Origin of the sequence: Sphingopyxis indica (assembly GCF_032879645.1) — a bacterium.
GTDB classification, from domain to species: Bacteria; Pseudomonadota; Alphaproteobacteria; order Sphingomonadales; family Sphingomonadaceae; genus Sphingopyxis; species Sphingopyxis indica.
The window spans coordinates 142,729-159,767 of the sequence record NZ_CP076395.1 but is presented as its reverse complement, the minus strand read 5'-3'; the positions used below and the strand labels follow the sequence as shown (position 1 = coordinate 159,767).

18 protein-coding genes are annotated in these 17,039 nt (G+C 59.8%); 15 read left to right on the top strand and 3 right to left on the bottom strand.

Annotated features, from left to right (window positions below):
- Positions 1 to 119: 119 nt before the first annotated feature.
- Together KNJ79_RS21220 and KNJ79_RS21215 are read left to right on the top strand one after the other, a co-directional pair.
- Positions 120 to 728 (top strand): TetR/AcrR family transcriptional regulator, encoded by a 609-nt coding sequence (locus KNJ79_RS21220; protein ID WP_170935514.1) that lies wholly within the window; start codon positions 120 to 122, stop codon positions 726 to 728.
- A gap of 93 nt (positions 729 to 821) precedes the next feature.
- Positions 822 to 1,262, top strand: coding sequence for a YidH family protein (locus KNJ79_RS21215; RefSeq protein WP_021316568.1), 441 nt, complete (start codon positions 822 to 824; stop codon positions 1,260 to 1,262).
- 574 nt (positions 1,263 to 1,836) lie between these two features.
- On the opposite strand, the gene KNJ79_RS21210 is transcribed toward KNJ79_RS21215, so the two are convergent.
- Positions 1,837 to 2,208 carry a phasin family protein gene (locus KNJ79_RS21210; RefSeq protein WP_021316569.1) on the bottom strand — a complete coding sequence of 124 codons (372 nt, stop codon included), beginning with the start codon at positions 2,206 to 2,208 and terminating at the stop codon, positions 1,837 to 1,839.
- 91 nt (positions 2,209 to 2,299) lie between these two features.
- Between KNJ79_RS21210 and KNJ79_RS21205 the strand changes: the two genes are divergently transcribed.
- Entirely contained in the window at positions 2,300 to 3,583 is a 1,284-nt protein-coding gene (locus KNJ79_RS21205; protein ID WP_317154193.1) for a phospholipase A, read from the top strand.
- Between the two features lie 262 nt (positions 3,584 to 3,845).
- Here KNJ79_RS21205 and KNJ79_RS21200 read toward each other — a convergent pair whose 3' ends face one another.
- On the bottom strand, positions 3,846 to 4,001 hold the full coding sequence (locus tag KNJ79_RS21200; RefSeq protein WP_021316571.1) for a hypothetical protein: 156 nt from the start codon (positions 3,999 to 4,001) through the stop codon (positions 3,846 to 3,848).
- Between the two features lie 164 nt (positions 4,002 to 4,165).
- Here KNJ79_RS21200 and KNJ79_RS21195 point away from each other — a divergent pair, with 164 nt between their 5' ends.
- The 3 genes from KNJ79_RS21195 (at position 4,166) to KNJ79_RS21185 (ending at position 8,223) form a co-directional block, all read left to right on the top strand.
- A complete protein-coding gene (locus KNJ79_RS21195; RefSeq protein ID WP_317154192.1) occupies positions 4,166 to 4,918 on the top strand; it encodes an acetoacetate decarboxylase in 753 nt (250 codons plus the stop codon).
- An 87-nt stretch (positions 4,919 to 5,005) separates the two neighbouring features.
- The gene (locus tag KNJ79_RS21190) at positions 5,006 to 7,447 is read left to right on the top strand and encodes an FAD-dependent oxidoreductase (RefSeq protein ID WP_317154191.1); all 2,442 of its coding nucleotides are present in this window, start codon (positions 5,006 to 5,008) and stop codon (positions 7,445 to 7,447) included.
- Complete coding sequence (locus tag KNJ79_RS21185; RefSeq protein ID WP_317154190.1) at positions 7,444 to 8,223, top strand: 3-hydroxybutyrate dehydrogenase; 780 nt, start codon at positions 7,444 to 7,446, stop codon at positions 8,221 to 8,223. Before KNJ79_RS21190 ends, KNJ79_RS21185 begins: the two co-directional genes overlap by 4 nt.
- Positions 8,224 to 8,341: 118 nt before the next feature.
- Here the strand turns inward: KNJ79_RS21185 and KNJ79_RS21180 are convergent, their stop codons facing one another.
- Positions 8,342 to 9,247 carry a LysR family transcriptional regulator gene (locus tag KNJ79_RS21180; RefSeq protein ID WP_317154189.1) on the bottom strand — a complete coding sequence of 302 codons (906 nt, stop codon included), beginning with the start codon at positions 9,245 to 9,247 and terminating at the stop codon, positions 8,342 to 8,344.
- A 244-nt stretch (positions 9,248 to 9,491) separates the two neighbouring features.
- Here KNJ79_RS21180 and andAc point away from each other — a divergent pair, with 244 nt between their 5' ends.
- The 9 genes from andAc to KNJ79_RS21135 all read left to right on the top strand — a co-directional run bounded on the left by andAc (position 9,492) and on the right by KNJ79_RS21135 (position 17,022).
- Positions 9,492 to 10,742, top strand: a complete 1,251-nt coding sequence (gene andAc, locus KNJ79_RS21175) for an anthranilate 1,2-dioxygenase large subunit AndAc (RefSeq protein ID WP_317154188.1) — start codon at positions 9,492 to 9,494, stop codon at positions 10,740 to 10,742.
- Positions 10,739 to 11,215 carry an aromatic-ring-hydroxylating dioxygenase subunit beta gene (locus tag KNJ79_RS21170; protein ID WP_317154187.1) on the top strand — a complete coding sequence of 159 codons (477 nt, stop codon included), beginning with the start codon at positions 10,739 to 10,741 and terminating at the stop codon, positions 11,213 to 11,215. Before andAc ends, KNJ79_RS21170 begins: the two co-directional genes overlap by 4 nt.
- A 136-nt stretch (positions 11,216 to 11,351) precedes the next feature.
- Positions 11,352 to 12,125 carry a chlorocatechol 1,2-dioxygenase gene (locus tag KNJ79_RS21165; protein ID WP_317154186.1) on the top strand — a complete coding sequence of 258 codons (774 nt, stop codon included), beginning with the start codon at positions 11,352 to 11,354 and terminating at the stop codon, positions 12,123 to 12,125.
- Positions 12,126 to 12,138: 13 nt separating this feature from the next.
- Positions 12,139 to 12,861, top strand: coding sequence for a dienelactone hydrolase family protein (locus KNJ79_RS21160; protein WP_317154185.1), 723 nt, complete (start codon positions 12,139 to 12,141; stop codon positions 12,859 to 12,861).
- Complete coding sequence (locus KNJ79_RS21155) at positions 12,858 to 13,919, top strand: maleylacetate reductase (protein WP_317154184.1); 1,062 nt, start codon at positions 12,858 to 12,860, stop codon at positions 13,917 to 13,919. Before KNJ79_RS21160 ends, KNJ79_RS21155 begins: the two co-directional genes overlap by 4 nt.
- Before the next feature lie 69 nt (positions 13,920 to 13,988).
- Positions 13,989 to 14,315, top strand: coding sequence for a non-heme iron oxygenase ferredoxin subunit (locus KNJ79_RS21150; RefSeq protein WP_394357203.1), 327 nt, complete (start codon positions 13,989 to 13,991; stop codon positions 14,313 to 14,315).
- Entirely contained in the window at positions 14,305 to 15,528 is a 1,224-nt protein-coding gene (locus KNJ79_RS21145) for an NAD(P)/FAD-dependent oxidoreductase (protein WP_317154183.1), read from the top strand. The genes KNJ79_RS21150 and KNJ79_RS21145 overlap by 11 nt, the downstream gene beginning before the upstream one ends.
- Positions 15,525 to 16,679 carry a muconate/chloromuconate family cycloisomerase gene (locus KNJ79_RS21140; RefSeq protein WP_317154182.1) on the top strand — a complete coding sequence of 385 codons (1,155 nt, stop codon included), beginning with the start codon at positions 15,525 to 15,527 and terminating at the stop codon, positions 16,677 to 16,679. Before KNJ79_RS21145 ends, KNJ79_RS21140 begins: the two co-directional genes overlap by 4 nt.
- Before the next feature lie 7 nt (positions 16,680 to 16,686).
- Complete coding sequence (locus tag KNJ79_RS21135; RefSeq protein WP_317154181.1) at positions 16,687 to 17,022, top strand: YciI family protein; 336 nt, start codon at positions 16,687 to 16,689, stop codon at positions 17,020 to 17,022.
- Positions 17,023 to 17,039 lie beyond the last annotated feature (17 nt).

Sequence of the window (17,039 nt, the reverse complement as noted above, 5' to 3'; positions counted from 1 at the left end):
GACAAGAGCTGTTCGCACTGGCGAAGCGCTGGCTCGCAGTCCATAGTTCGTAAACCATGGTACTATCAAAAGGACACGATGAAATCGCGGTAGCGGGACACGCGCGAAATCGCAGAGACTTGCGCCACATAAAAAGGCGCCAGGCCATAATCGACATCGCCCGAAAGCAATTTCTGGCCTCGGGTTATTCGGCGACGTCGATGTCGCTAATCGCTGAAAACCTGGGCGGCTCGAAAGGGACGCTGTGGCGTTATTTTCCTTCCAAGGAAGCTCTCTTCAAGGCTGTGATCGAGCATGAAGCCGCGAAATTCCGACGCGAACTCATCGTGGATCTTGACCTGGCAGACGATCTCCAACCTAGCTTGCTCAGGTTCTGCCGGAGGCTGATCCAACTCATCGTTTCGCCCGACGCCTTGGCGTTACGCCGCGTTGTGACAGCAGAGGCCGTGCGCTTCCCCGACGTCGGCTGCTTCTTTTACTCGAAGGCGCCCGCACGCCTCCACAGTGCTTTGGCCGAAGCGCTGAAGGCGGGCATGACCAAAGGCCTCCTCCGGGAGGCCGATCCCCTCGAGGCGGCAGAAGTGCTCGCCGCGCTTTGCCACTCGCGATGCTACCGTCGCGCCGCTTTCGCGCTAACATCCTCGGTGAGTTTGAATGAGATTGATGCGGACGCCGCACTGGCCGTCGATATATTTCTGCGATCCTATCAGCGGCAAAGCGGCTTATGAATCGGGACTCTGCCCTATTGGAACGTGCGAAAACAACTGTGCTCGGTAACCTTCCATCGGGAAACACGAAGCCTGATTTTTCGTTGTGACGGCATGACTGATTCCGCCGAACACCGCGCTGAGACGACGCACACAAAACTCGAGCATAGCGCGCGAGTGATGAAAGCGAGCGCGGTTGAACAGGTTGATAGCGCCGATCACCGTACAGAACTGGCCGCTGATAGAACAGTGCTCGCGGCCGAGCGGACTTACGCGGCTTGGATGCGTACAGGCCTTGCCGCACTTGCGTCCGGGATCGGCGCACGCGCCCTGCTCGATGGTGTAGTCGCAGACTGGTTGATCGTCTCGACCGGTTGCCTGATCGTTCTATTCGGCGGATTTTGCTTCGTCACCGCGGTATGGAGAGAGCTGTTGCCAGACATTCGGCCTCCTCCGGCGATGCGGCGCCTGCCCGCATGGCTCTTCATTTCCGTGAACGGTTTCCTCGTGCTGGTTTCCATCGCCGCTTTTGTCGGGCTTCTGACCATCGACTAAGCTTGCACATTGCCGCTGTCATGTGCCGTAGACATGACTCGATTATGAGCCTCAAAGCTCCCGTTGGCGAGTCGAAACGAACGGCAGTGTGCAGGATCCAACTCACACATGGCGCGCGCTGAAACTAGGGCTGTGTAAAATATTTCGACCGTCCCCGAGTTCGAAAAGCGCTCGATCGCCAAGTTGGGACTGTCAATCAACCCGAGCAATTCATGCTCGTCAGAAGACAAGTAATGTCTTCGCCCCTCAAGGATCGACCTTCCAAGACAGGCTTCAAAGCTGGAAAACAATGCATCGAAAACAGGCGCAAGCATTTCGCCGCAATAGGGTGCCAAAACTTGGACTAGTCGCGGAAGGACAGCCAACTTCTCGCACCGCGCGGAGCACCACCAGCGCACTGCATATATGATAAGATCAGGGGGGTGTTCGGCCAGGCACGGAGCCGGACCAGCTCGCAGCTCCATTTTGGCATCCTCTCCGCGCCGCTTTTATCATGCTTGTATCTCTGACGGCGTCTAAGCTGGCATGCTCCAGTGTTTGCGACTCGAAGGGTGCATGCATCCACACATTCCGATTATTTCGGTTCGGCGCCACCAAGCATGGCTTCGGCCGCAGAACTGATGTCTTTGAGGTAGTCTTGGAACGCGTTGAGCCGCGCTCGAATGAATTCCGACTGAAGCTGCGTCGCTTCCTTGAGGTCGTGCGTTTTCGTCATTCGCATCAGGTGTTCTGCAGTTTCGGCGGCGGCTGCCTGGGAAAAAGCGAGGGTTTTGGTGGTCGTTTCGACGGCGAGCTTGCTGGCTTGAATACTTTTTTCGCCGGCAGCATTCAGTGACGAGCGACCCGTCTGCATCGCCATGTCGACAAATTTGTGCATCCTCTCAAAGTTCGCGTCAGCCTCTCGCTCAAAGCCCGCTTCGGTTCTTTTCACTGCATCTTGTTCCATGATTGCGTTCGCCTTTGTTCTGACAGAAGGTGCCATAAGCTCTCCAGGAAGGCGAGTCAACCGAACCGTTCGGTTATCTTAGGCGTCGTCGTTGGCCGTTTGGTTTGCCACTGACCAATCGCAAAAACTGGGGATGCCGGACGTGGGCGTAAAGAAAATGTATTATGTTGGTTTCGCCGCGCTGGCACTCATCTCGGCTCCAGCAAACGCCCAGAATCCTCTCGAGGTCGTCGTGGTGCGTGTCGGAGACCGGTTGGTTGACGGAACCGCGATTGTGGAGATCAGGATACTCAATGCAGGCGATCAGACGCAGAACGTCGATTTGCCCCAACGCATTTCCGCTCAATTGGTGATGCGCGATGACAATCGCAGAGTCTGGCTCGACCGCGCCGCGCAGACGCCGGCTTCGATTTCGATTGCTGCGCGCGGCTTCGCTTCAGCCCGATACTGCGTAGATCTGCCACAAATCGCCGACACCGCGATTCTTTCGGTTCCCGCCTGGAGCAATCAACACGTCGCCATCGTCGCCAACACCCGCAACCCATCCCATAGGGCTAACATTAAAGGCATTGCCGAAGACATGGCGACAGCGACTTCCGTTGCGCCAACGCCCATACCGCCGACGCCGCCACCGACAGACCGCGGGATAGGTAATGCGTTCCTCAGCAATCTCTCAGCATATGAGCCCATTTATGCTGTCTACGGTCCCGGTACAAATACCGATGCACGCATCCAGCTTAGCTTCAAATATCAGCTCTTTGGGAGCCATGCGCGCCAGGACGGCGCATCGTCCTTGGCCGATGGCCTCTACTTCGCTTACACCCAACGCATGTTCTGGGATCTGGAGGCGGAATCCTCACCGTTCCGCAATATCGACTACCAGCCTGAGCTTTTCTATCTCTCGCCAGCTATGACAGTCTCGCAAAAGGCGACGGCCAGTGGCCAGGTTGGCATTCGCCACGAGTCGAATGGCAAGGCTGGACCGGACTCGCGCAGCGTGAACGGAATTTACGTCTCTCCGATGGGCGCATTCTCATTGGGCGGGGATGCGAGGCTAATCGTAGCGCCCCGCTTCTGGCTTTATGTCGGAGACCGCTCCGACAATCCTGATATACGCCGGTATCGCGGCAATACAGGATTGGTTGTTCAGATCGGCAGAGACAATGGGCTTCGGCTCACCACATCGTCACGATTCAATTTCTCGAGCGGCAAAGCGTCGCTGGGCGCTGATTTGTCTTACCCGATGACCCGGCTCCTGGGGGGCGGCCCCGATTTCTATCTCTTCGCACAGAGCTTCGTTGGCTATGGCGAAAACCTGCTGGATTACAACAAGAGCACCACGCGTCTGCGGATCGGGGTGGCGCTAGTACGGTAGGCGCAGAAACACTCCGTATCGTACAAGCTGGAGAAAATCAGCGCTCACCTTACTCAATCGAGCGCGCGAGCATCGAGAATTTTCCGCTAATCTGATCACTCGTAGTCACGGACGAGTCCACTGACCGCCACGGACGAAAAGCGTCCTATGGCTCGCAGGATCGAGCCTGGGGCCATCCAGGACAGGTCTCGAGGGCCGAGACGAACACTACGCCAAAAGGCGCGGCTCACAGCCATCGCATTTCACCTAGCAAGTCGAGCGATCATTTCTTCCGGTCGGGGATCGCGGACGACGTGGGCCGCGCAGCCTTGTGCTTTCGCGCGCTATAGGAAAGCGACAGCTTCTCCCGTCCACGCTTGACCTCGGCGGTCACTTGCTCGTCCCGCTCGTCCGGGCGATCGCGATCATCTGCAGCCATGAGTGATTGCACTCCTGATTGGGACTGATTCGGGCCTACTAGGCAGAGCAGCGCAGCAAGTCAACCGAACGGTTCGGTTGACTTGCTGCGCGGTATCGACCTATTGTCTCGCGTGCGCGCCATAACGGGATTGTCGCAGGGACGAGTCACAGGAGCATCGCCTAATGAACATCGATGAGGTTAAGGAACGCGCATTCGCGATGCCGGTTTGCAACCCTGCCTATCCGCGACCGCCATACCGCTTCTACAATCGCGAATATATCGTGATCAAATACCGCACCGATCCCGATGCGCTGCGCGAAGTAGTCCCCGAACCCCTCGAAATCGTCGAACCAGTCGTGAATTACGAATTCATCAGGATGCCCGATTCAACGGGCTTTGGCGATTACACCGAAACCGGCCAGGTCATTCCCGTGCGCTTCAACGGCGTCGCGGGCGGCTTTGTCCATTCCATGTATCTGGATGACGACGCGCCGATCGCCGGCGGCCGCGAGATCTGGGGTTTTCCCAAGAAGCTGGCCAAGCCTTCGATCGCCCACGAATCGGACGTGATCGTCGGCAAGCTCCACTACGGCAGCGCGCTCTGCGCGCTCGGCTCAATGGGCTACAAGCACGTCATCCTCGACCACGAACCCGTTCTGGCGGCCATGCAGCAGCCTAATTTCATGCTCAAGGTGGTGCCTCATGTCGACTGCACACCGCGCATCTGCGAGCTGGTGCGCTATTATCTCGAGGATATCGAACTCAAAGGCGCATGGAGCGGTCCTGCCGCGCTTGACCTCTATCCGCACGCGCTTGCCGACGTCGCGCGGTTGCCAGTGCGCGAGGTGATCTCGGCAACGCATTTCATCGCCGATCTCACGCTTGGCCTGGGTGAGGTCGTCCATGACTATCTGGCCGATCAGCAGCAGGCATGAGCGGGAACCCGTGGAACGGCCGTCCACGCAGCAGATGCGCGTGCCAGTGGCCAGTGTGTAGTGATGTCCCCAGCGGAGCGCAGTCTCATGGCGCCTGAGGCTTTCGACTTCTTGCTGCTCGGCGGCGGACTGGCGAGCGCGACCGCTGCGGAAACCCTGCGGCGAGAAGGCGCGGTCGGCACGATCGGCATTCTCTCAGCGGAGGAATTTCCCCCCTATCACCGGCCGCGTCTTTCCAAGCAATATCTTGTCGGCACGTCGAGCGATATCGATATTCTCGTCCACCCAGTCGACTACTACCGCCAGCACAACATCAAGCTCATCCTCGGCATGGATGTCGTGGGAGTCGATCCTTCCGCGAAGACAGTTCGGACGAGCGACGGCAGCGAAATCGAATATGGCAAGCTGCTTATCGCCACCGGCGCCGCCCCGCGCCGCCTTGGGGTGCCGGGCGCCGATAAGGCGGGTGTCTGCTATCTGCGCCGCAAGTCCGAATGCGATGCCGTGCGTGAAATGGCAAAGCCCGGCCGCAAAGCCGTCATCCTGGGGACCAGTTTCCTTGGCATGGAAATCGCGCTCTCGCTCCTTGAACTCGGGCTTGAGGTGACAATGCTCGATGTCGGTGAGCGTGTGCTGCCGCATGTAGAGTCCGAACCAATCTCCGCCTTTTTCCAGCGCCACGCCGAAAGCAAGGGCGCCACGGTCGTGCTCGGCGACACGGTGAGCGAAGTGCTCGGCGACGATCATGTGACCGGCGTTCGCACGGTCGGAGGCAAAGAGCTGGCCTGCGACATGGTGCTTGTCAGCATCGGCGTCGAGCCGGCCACGCATTTTCTCGATGATAGCGGGATAGTGCTCGACGACGGGTTCGTTGCGGTCGACGACAGGCTGCGGTCGAATGTGCCGGATGTCTTCGCGGCGGGCGACGTCACGCGCTTTTACGATCCCGTGTTCAGGTGCCGACGGCATATCGAGCATTGGGATAACGCCGTTCGGCAGGGTCGCCTCGCCGCCCGCAACATGCTCGGGCAACGCCGCCGATACGACGAGGTGTCCTATTTCTTTTGCGAGATGGGCGAACTCGGCTTCGACATGCTGGGAATTCCGGAAGGTGCATCGGAATGGGTCAGTCGCGGCAAGCTGGAAGACGGGTCGTACACGCTATTCTATCTCCGCGACGAAGTTCCGCGCGCGATTTTCTCGATGGGGCGGCCACCAGGCGAAATCCGGGTCGCAGAAGGACTGATCCGGTATCGCGTGAACATCGAGCGCTATAAAGAGCGGCTTGGCGACCCCGCCTATCTACTCGACAAGATTCCGATGCAGAACGTCTTGATCCTTCAGGGTGGCGGCGCGCTCGGTGCCTTTGAATGCGGTGTCATCCGAGCGCTCGAAGAAGAGAACGTCTATCCCGATATCGTCGCGGGAGTGTCGATCGGCGCGTTGAACGGCGCAATCTTGGCGGGCAATCCACGCCATGCTTCCAAAGCGCTCCACGCCTTTTGGAATGATCTAACGGTGGTAGCGCCGCCACTACCATTTGAGGAGATGCGGCGCGCGGCTGTGGCCGCCCAAATTCTCACCTTTGGTATTCCCAAATTCTTCAAACCCATCTGGATGCCTCCATTTGATCTGCTGGCACCCTGGACGGGCTATTATGACACCTCTCCGATGCGAAAGCTGATCGCGGACTATGTCGATTTCCCGAGCCTGAAAAACAGTCCCGTGCGGCTGCTGGTGGGTGCAGTTAACGTGACCACGGCGCAGATGGAGGTCTTCGACAGCTATGTCGATGATATCACGCCCGATCATATTCTTGCGAGCGGGAGCCTGCCTCCCGGCTTCTCCTGGACGATGGTCAACGGTACGCCCTACTGGGACGGCGGCATCGTCAGCAATTCGCCGCTCGATCTGGTACTCGACCGCTGCGGCCCGGATGGAAAGCAGGTCTACATCGTCGATCTGTTCGAAGGAGAGGCGCCGCTTCCCGGCAACATGATCGAAGTGCTCGCACGCCGTGATGAGGTGCTCTACTCAGAACGCGTTCGCAGCGACCTGCGCACGCGCGAGATGATGGATGCCTATCGCAGTATGATCAATGTCATCGTGTCGGGAATAGGTCCGGTCGATCGCGCCAAGATCATGCGCCATCCGCGCTACATCCAGTTGATGGGCGATGGCTTTGCCAATGAAATCACCCGGTTCCAGCGTCCGCGCAGACCCGGCGAGGCGTCCTCGCGAGACTATGATTTTTCCGATGAATCGATCCGCTACCTGCAGGACGAAGGCTATGCCCTGGTGAAGCGGACGCTCGCGCAGACGAGCAAGGCGGGCGTCACGGCGACGCCCAAGGCCAGCGCGGCGCTCGAACAGATCAAGGATGCGGAAGCGGCCGCAGGCACATCGTCGCCGGGCAAGACCCATTCGGGGGCCGATGCGCTCCTCCAGGGGCTGGCGCAGGCGGATGCTCAAGCTGCGGTCGCTCGGACTCCCCCGCGCAAAAAACCAAGCAGGAAGGCAACATCATGATGCTATCAGACAAGGTCGCCGTCATTACCGGTGCGGCAAGCGGGATCGGCAACGATATCGCCCTCGAATTCGTTCGCAACGGCGCGAAGGTGGTGATCGCCGACCTGCAGCTTGCCAGAGCACAGGCGGCAGCCGAAGCGCTCGATTCGAGCGGTGAGGCCGCAATGGCGGTCGAAATGGATGTTGCCAACGAGGATCAAGTGGAGGCGGGGATCGCCAAAGTCGTCGAGCGTTTCGGCCGCATCGACATCCTCGTGTCCAACGCCGGCATCCAGATCGTGGCGCCGCTCGACGAGTTCAAGTTCGCGGACTGGAAGCGCCTGCTGGCGATCCACCTCGACGGGGCGTTCCTGACGACCCGGGCATGCCTCAAACACATGTACGCGCAAGGCGGCGGCAGCGTGATCTACATGGGCTCGGTCCACTCGAAGGAAGCCTCGGTGCTCAAGGCGCCCTATGTTACCGCTAAGCATGGGCTGATCGGCCTCGCCAAGGTGGTCGCCAAGGAAGGCGCGGCCCATGGTGTGCGCGCCAATGTGATCTGCCCCGGCTTCGTTCGCACGCCCCTGGTCGAAAAGCAGATACCCGAGCAGGCGCAGGAACTCGGGATCAGCGAAGAAGACGTCATCAAGAAGGTGATGTTGAAGGAGACCGTCGACGGGGAATTCACGACCGTCGACGATGTCGCTCGCACGGCGGTGTTTCTCGCCGGCTTTCCCACTAATGCGCTCACTGGCCAGTCGATCGTCGTCAGCCATGGCTGGTTCATGCAATAAGCCGGCCGGGTCTTTGAAGGCCCCGGCGTACTGTCAAGAAAACGAGCGCGGAAGTCGCGTCACGCCAGCCATTCAATCCTACCGCGATGCCGAGCACGTGTGATTAAGCGCTACAGATTCAGACGACCTGTGGCCCGATCGTGCAGATTTCGCGCATTCGTTCGACTAGCGGCATTTGATCATCCCGTCGCGAAATCATGAACACGGTGATGCGCGGATCTTCTTCAAGAGGGATCAGCCGGATTGCGCCCTGATCGGCGAGTGTGCCGCGCAGATCCGGTACGAGCGCGACGGCATAACCCGCCGCCGCCATGGCGATGGCGATCGGCATGCTTGCCACTTGCTGGCGGATAAACGGTTGGAAGCCCGCCACATCGCAAATCTGGCAAAGACGTTCATAGGAAGCCGAATAACCGTGCCGGCTGAGCGCGACAAAAGGAAGGCCCTCGAGATCCCGGGCCGCGATCTGCGAGCGCTCAGCCAGCGGATGGTCGCAAGAAACGCAAAGCAAGAGATGTTCTTCCAGCGTGGGTCTGACGTCGAGACGGTCCGCGTCTGTGATTTCCGCATGATCGAGGGCGAGGTCGACAAAACCGACGTCCAATTCGCCGCGCAGGACTGCCATATACTGTTGATCAGATGGCATGCGTTCCAGGATCAAATCGGCTGACGGCACGTCACTACAGAAACGCTTCAAATAGGCTCCGAGCTTGAGCAGCATGACCGAGCTCATATAGCCCACCGAGAGGGTGCCAGCAGACCCGCGATCCGCCCATTGCGTCTCTTCTACCGCCTCCTGTGTGAGCGAGAGGATCTCGCGAGCACGCTTCAGGAACGTCCGCCCGGCAGCGGTGAGCTCAACGCCGCGGCTGTTTCGGACGAGTAGCTTCGCTCCCAACTCTGCTTCCAGCGCGGCGATCTGCTGGCTCAAAGGCGGCTGCGAGATGTTGAGGCGGGTTGCCGCCCGGCTGAAGTTCAGTTCCTCAGCTACCGCTACAAAATATCTGATATGCCGTAGCTCCAAACCCCGCCTCCTTGTGGGGACGAGGCTAATGAAGCTCTGGCAGTCAGGCAAGAGTCCTCCGCCATACGTACAACCTATCGGAGCGATCCGCCGAAGATATTTGACCTGCTCCTGCAGGTAAATGATCCTCTCATTTGTGCAGCCTACCGCGATTCATGAATAAAGCGCGGCTCATCTTAGACATGTGCTCCTGACGCAATCAGACAAATCGCGTTCGGCAAGACAACATTGAGGGTCATAAGCTATGCAAGTCGAGAATGTTACGTTTCCCAGAAGTGATGGCTCGCGAGTTCCTTATGCCGTCTTCAGCAGTCACGAAATATATCAGCGCGAGCAAGAGCGTATCTTTCGCGGCGAAACCTGGAGTTTCCTCGGCCTCGAAGCGGAAATCCCCAACCCGAACGATTTCAAGCGGACGTTTGTAGGCGACACGCCGGTTGTTATGACCCGCTGCGACGACGGAGCCTTGGCGGCGTGGGTGAACCGCTGCGCACATCGCGGGGCAGAAGTGTGCCGGCAGCTTCGTGGCAACGCCAAGACGCATGACTGCGTCTATCACCAATGGAGCTACTCGCCGAATGGCGATCTCATCGGCGTCCCTTTCCGCAGAGGATTGAAAGGCGCGCCAGGGATGCCGCGGGATTTTCAACCGAAGGAACATGGCCTGCGGACCCTGCGCGTCGAGAGCTATAAAGGGCTGGTCTTCGCCACATTCAGCGACAAGACGGTCCCGCTTGCCGATTATCTCGGCCCGATCATGCGGCCCTATATAGATAGAATTTTTGGCAAGCCTGTCGTGTATCTCGGCTGCACGAGACAATATTCGAGCTCGAATTGGAAACTTTACTTCGAAAATGTGAAAGACGCCTATCACGCCAGCCTGCTTCACTTGTTCCACACGACGTTCAATATCTACAGGGTCAGCGCCAAGCTCGCCCTGAAGCCCGACGATGACGGACTAAGCAGTCTCTTCTTCGCCGCCAAGGGCGACGACAATGAGGCGGTCGATGCCTACAAGGCGCAGAATATTCGTAGCTTCGCGGACGGCTTTCGGCTTGAGGACGATTCGATTCTCGGCCTGGTCAAAGAATATGACGAGGTGACCACCAACCAGATTCAGGCCATCTTTCCGCAGCTCGTCATTCAGCAAATCCACAATGTCCTTTGCGCCCGGCAATTGCTGCCGAAGGGGCCGGGCAATTTCGAGCTCATCTTCCACTTCTTCGGATATGAAGACGATACGCCCGAACTGCGGGCGCTGCGTATCAAGCAGGCCAATCTTGTCGGCCCCGCCGGTTACATCTCGATGGAAGACACCGAGGCGACCGAATTGGTTCAGCGTGGAACCGCGACCTCTCCTGGCGCCTGCTCGATCCTCGAGATGGGGCGCGATGCCGACGGAAACGAATCCTCGACCATCTCCGAGCACATGATCCGGGCGTTCTGGCAGGGATATGCCCACATCATGGATCTTCCGATGGAGAATGGCCAATGATGGCCGCGATCGAATTGCGCATGCAGATCCTTGCGCTGCTTGACCACTATGTTGATGCGATCGACAACGACGATCTCGAGGCATGGCCGGACTTTTTCGTCGATGATTGCCTGTACGAGATCATCCCGAAGGAAAATGTCGACTTTGACCTGCCGGCTCCGCTGATCCGGTGCGAGAACAAGCGGATGCTCCGGGACCGCGTCATCTCGCTGCGCAACGCGAATATCTACCCGCCCACGACGTACCGCCACATCATCTCCGGACTGCGGATCGTCACCGAGGACGCAGACGGCGTGGCCTTTACCGCCAATTACGCCGTCTTTTCCACGAACGTCGACGGTGAGACGCGGATTTATCAGACCGGCCGCTACATCGATCGCGTCAAGAAAATCGGTGACGCCTGGAAGTTCGTCGAGAAGCGGGCCGTCTTCGACACGAGCCGCGTGCAGACGCTGCTCGCGCTGCCCATTTGACCATGTCAGGCGATACGGTCCGCGTATCGCGGAACCTCGGATTTAGTATTTTACGGTATTCCAAGCGGAGTTGTACGATCTCACCGCACAAAGACCGCGGGCATGTCGAACGCGGCTTGGGACGAGGAGTGGATCAATGAGCAGCAATCGAATCGAAACAGTCGTCTCGGACATCGTCGACAGCGTGCGTCACGTTCTGATGAGACATGATGTCACTTTCGACGAATATCGAGCCGGCGTGATGTATTTGGTTGAGACTGCGAAGGCCGGCGAAATTCCGCTGCTCGTCGACGTATTTTTCAACTCGACAATCAGCGACATCGAAAATGCCGTGTTCGGAGGCACAGAGGGCACGATCGAAGGACCATATTATTTGCCCGATGCACCCATCATCCCCAATGGCGGCGAGGTGCTCACTTATGAGGACGATCGCAACGTACCGATGATCGTGCGCGGCACCGTGCGCGACCTTGAGGGTAAACCCATCGCGGGGGCCGTCGTCGACATCTGGCACTCGACGCCCGATGGCTATTATGGCGGCATTCACAACGACATTCCCGCAGACTTCTATCGCGGGAAAGTGCTGACTGACGCTGAGGGCCAGTATCTTGTGCGCTCGACGCTTCCGGTTGCCTACAAGATTCCTGACCAGGGTCCGACCGGCGCACTGCTCGTCAAAATGGGCCGCCATAGTTGGCGACCCGCCCACGTCCATTTCAAGGTTCGTGCCGACGGTTTCCACACGCTCACTACGCAGAGCTATTTCGAGGGCGGCGAATATGTCGATGATGACTGCTGCACCGGCGTGCGAAATTCTCAGATCAAGGGCGATGTCCGCGAGGACGGCGCGAAGGTGATCGAAAACGACTTTCAGCTCGCGCCCGCAGCGGCGGCGCGCCGCGCCGCCTGATCGGAGTTCTCCCATGTGTCACACCGAAAAGAGCGGGTTCTTCGCCCTAACGGCCGATGGCGAGCCCTTTCACGACGACGGGATAAGCGGTTTTCGGTTCGGTGAGGTGGTGTCCGACCGACGCGTTGCAATCTTGCCCGACATCTATGGCTGCACGCCCTTCTACAAAGGATTTGCAGCGCACCTCGCAGCGCTCGGCGCCAAGGTCGACCTTATCGATATTTTTGACGGACTAGGTGACTTACCTGAGCAAACCCGCGAGCGCGCATTCGAACGGCGGCACCGGCTTAAGGATCGCGCGTTTCTCGACCGTTTCGAGGCATATGCGCGCCGCGCAAAGGTGAACGGTGTTGTTGGCTTTTGCATCGGCGGCCTCTTTGTCTACGAGCTGGCGCGTCGGGACCTGCCTGCGGCACTGGTCAGCTTCTATGGCTTTCCGCAGGGGCTCCCGAACCAGGATGCGCTCGATACGCCGCTCACTTATCTGGGCGACGTAACTCGGCCGCATCTCTCGCTTTTCGGGGAGCAGGACGAGCTTGTTCCGGTGCCGGTTCAACAGCAATTGCGGGCTGTCGCCGAGCGTCAACCCGCATGCCGCATGACCATGTTCGCGGGGTCCGGACACGCCTTCCTGGCCGATCTCGATTCCGCCGAACCGCGGCGACGGGACAATGCAATCGAAGCGCTTCGTCTGTGCGAGGAGGCGCTGTTTGCTACCGCGCCAACCCCAGCATGAACCCTTTCATTTATGACGTCGCGGCAACCCGTGTCGTGTTCGGCGTCGGCACGCTTGCAGCGCTGGGAGAGGAAGCCGGACACTTAGGGATGAAGCGCGCATTCGTCCTGTCGACGGCTGCGCAGGCCGGTACGATCAATGCCGCAGCGCACGCCTTGGGGGAGGCTTTTGCCGGCAATTTTTCGGAGGCCGCAATGCATACGCCCATTGCCGTCACCGAGAAAGCTCTGGAAGCTGCGAGGGCGAATGGCGCGGACGGCCTCATCTCGATCGGCGGGGGTTCCGCGATCGGTCTCGGCAAAGCGCTCTCGTTGCGTACAGGCCTTCCGCATCTTGTCGTTCCCACGACCTATGCCGGGTCGGAAATGACACCCATCCTCGGCCAGACCGAAAATGGTGTGAAGACGACGATGCGCGATCGGGCCGTTCAGCCCGCCGCCGTAATCTATGACGTCAATCTCACGCTGACGCTGCCCACCAAAATGTCGGGCGTGAGCGGACTTAACGCGGTCGCCCATGCCGTCGAAGCGCTTTACGCTCCCGATGCTGACCCGATCATCAAATTGATGGCTAAAGAAGGCATCCGGGTTCTCGCGAAGAGCCTTCCTGTGGTCGCCTCCACTCCGGGTGACAAAGATGCGCGCTCGGACGCGCTTTACGGCGCCTGGCTATGCGCGGTGTGCCTTGGACGGACGAGTGTCGCGCTTCATCACAAGCTTTGCCACGTCCTGGGCGGCGCGTTCGACCTTCCGCATGCGGAAACCCATGCTGCGGTGTTGCCGCACGCCTATGCCTATAACGCTCCGGCCGTACCGGAAACCGCGGCTGTCCTGCGTGAAGTGCTCGGGAGCGATCAGCCTGCCGGAGTGCTGTTTGATCTGACGGCCTCTTTCGGCTCGCCAACGGCCTTGCGCGATCTCGGTATGCCGGCCGATGGCATCGATCGCGCGCTCGAGCTGATCTTCCAGAACCCCTATTCGAATCCGCGGCCGCTCCAACGCGACGCGATCCGAGAACTGCTCGAGAATGCCTGGGCGGGTCGCCGGCCCCAAGCCTGAGCGCTGTTAACGCCGCGCGGGATTTGTTTCTCAGTCGCGTCCGCCCCCATGCCGAAACGAAGGAGCGATATGAACTGGATCGACATCGGACCAAGTGAAATGGTTGAGGAAGGCGATGTGGCGGCAGCGGACGCGCACGGCACGCCTCTGGCCATCTTCCGCAAAGAGGGGCGGTTCTTCGCGCTGCATGACCTTTGCACACATGGGCAGGCCCGGCTTTCCGAGGGCTTTGTCGAGGACGGCTGTATCGAGTGCCCCTTGCATCAGGGCCTTTTCGACATTGAGACGGGCGAGCCCCGATCCGCGCCGGTCACCGTTGCCGTCCGGTGCTACACCGTGCGCGAGAAGGACGGCCGACTGGGAATCGAGCTTGGGCGCCAGGCCGATGAGGAATGACGTCTATGTCATCGTCGGCGCCGGCCAGGCCGGCGGATGGATTGTCAAGACGCTACGGGCCGAAGGATTCGATGGCAAGATCGTCCTCATCGGCGCCGAGCGACATCCACCCTATGAACGGCCGCCGCTGTCGAAGAATCTGCTTCGCGATGCCGAAGCGATAACGGAAACGGCCCTGCTTTCGTTGGACGATCTCTCCGACGCCGAGGTTGAGGTGTACCTTGGCGAGAAGGTCCGGCGCATCGACCGCGCGCGGCAGACTGTCGAGTGCAGCGGCGGACAGGAGATGCGCTACGACCGTCTCTTCCTGACAACCGGGAGCCAACCACGGATCCCGGAATGGGCCGCAGGGATAAATTCAGATCGCGTCCATTTGCTGCGGACCATCGATGACGCTGCGACCTTGCGGAACGTCTTGCCGGACACCTCCCGGTTGCTCATCGTCGGCGGCGGATGGATCGGCCTCGAAGTGGCGGCCAGCGCGCGAAGCCTCGGCGTGCCGGTTACGATACTGGAATCGGCACCGCGGCTCTGCCAGCGTTCGGTGCCTGAGGCGGTTTCGACGTGGCTGAAGAATCTGCATGAGCGCCATGGTGTGGAATTCTTGTTCGGTCGTACCGCAACGGCACTTACAGCGCGTCCCGATGGCGTCGAGCTGATCCTCGACGACGGCTCATCGATCACCGCAGACCGCCTGTTGGCCTGTATCGGCGCGGCGCCGGATATGGCGCTCGCCGAACGGGCCGGGTTGGAGGTGTCCAATGGGATCGTCGTCGATCAATCCGGGCGGACGAGCGATCCGCGCATTTTTGCAGCCGGTGACGTCACCAATTTTCCCTGTCGCTATGCGGGCCGAGCGACGCGGCGCGAAAGTTGGGCCAACGCGCAAAACCAGGCGATCGTCGCTGCAAAGGCCGCGCTCGGTCACGAACTGAGCTATTGCGATCTTCCCTGGCTATGGTCCGACCAATATGCACACAATATTCAGATCGCAGGGTTCCCCGAGCAGGCTGCGCAGGTGCTCTTCAGGTCAGGTCCGAGCGACGAAAGCGGGTGCTGGCTCTGCCTCGACGAAGATGGTCAAGCCATCGGAGGGGTGGGCGTGGATACGCCGAAACTCTTCAGACCGGTCTTGAAGACCCTTAAAGCGCGCACGGCACTGGATGATGCAGAGTGGTCGACTGCGCCGCGCGCGCACGGAGCCGCCGCATGACCGCAGACAGACTCGTCGAGCGGCGCGAGGCGGCCGTGCTTCCGGCGGCGGCGATCCACAGCGTCGAAACGCATATCGTCGATATTCCCCTCCGGCGCCCCCACAAGCTCAGTCGTGCGGTCCTCGTTCACCAGAGCTACCTGCTTATCCGGATTAGCACGCAGGACGGCGTGGTCGGCATCGGCGAAGCCACCGTCCCCGGGGGGCCGTGGTGGAGTGGCGAATCGGTTGAAGCGATGCAGGCACTTTTCTCGAACGAGATCGCGCCCAGTCTTCAGGGCCGGGATATTTTCACATCGAATGCGATTCTCGCCGAAATCGATCGGATCGTTTACGGGAATGCCGCACTCAAATCGGCCATCGAGACGGCGTTGCTCGATGCCGTTGCGCGTACGCTCGGTATTCCCCTCAGCAGTCTGTTCGGCGGACGGCTCGCGGATGAGCTCCCCGTGCTCTGGGTGCTGGCCACCGGCGAACTGGAAGCCGACATCGAGGAAGCCAAGGATAAGCTCGCGCAAAAGCTGCATCGTCGCTTCAAGATCAAGGTCGGACGAGCCGAGCCAGACATCGACGCTCGACGGGCCGCTATGACGGCCGACGCGGTGGGTTGTCCCTGTTCCATTGATCTCAATGAAGCCTGGAGTCTCGCCGACAGCGCAAGAGCGCTCGCGATTCTTGAGGGCTCCGGCGTCGACATTCTCGAGCAGCCGCTGCCACGGGCTGACATTGCTGGTCTGGCCGATCTCGCTCGCAGATCGAGCGTCGCGATCATGGCGGACGAAAGCGCGTGCGCGCAGAGTGACCTCACCGCGATCATTCGCGAAAGGGCCGCATCATACATCTCGCTGAAGATTTCGAAATCGGGCGGTCCGAGCCGCATGCTGGCGATTGCCCGCGCCGCGCAGGCCGCCGGTATCAACCTCTTCGGGGGCACGGCGCTCGATAGTTCGATCGGCACCGCGGCCAATCTGCAATGCTGCGCAACCCTCTCGCTTGCAGGCGGCACCGAATTGTTCATGCCGCTGCTTCTCGCTGACGATATCATCGAGGAGCCGCTCCAATATCGCGATTTCTCGGTCGCCGTTCCCATCGGCCCTGGAATTGGCGTGACAATCGACGAGGACAAGCTGCGCCATTACGCGCGCGAGTGAGGAACGGATGCCGCTTTACATCGCAACGATCCAGAACAGGCAGGGCGACGAATGTGACCGCGCTTCAAGCGTCGACGCCCATCGCCAGTATCTTCGCGCGCATGCATGGCGCATTCTGCTCGGCGGGGCGGTGCTGGACGAAACCGAGACGAAGCTCATTGGCGCTGTCTACGTGTTCGAGGCTGACGATCTGACGTCGGCACAAGGCTTTGTGAATGACGACCCGCTCAGCGTTGCGGGCCTGCGCGAGACGATTATTGTTCGGCCATGGCGTCAGGCGCTGTTCGATAGGGAATTTGTCCTGGGTACGGCAAAGGCCGGCGCCCCCTTTCCGGGTGAATAGACGGCCGAGCACCGTGC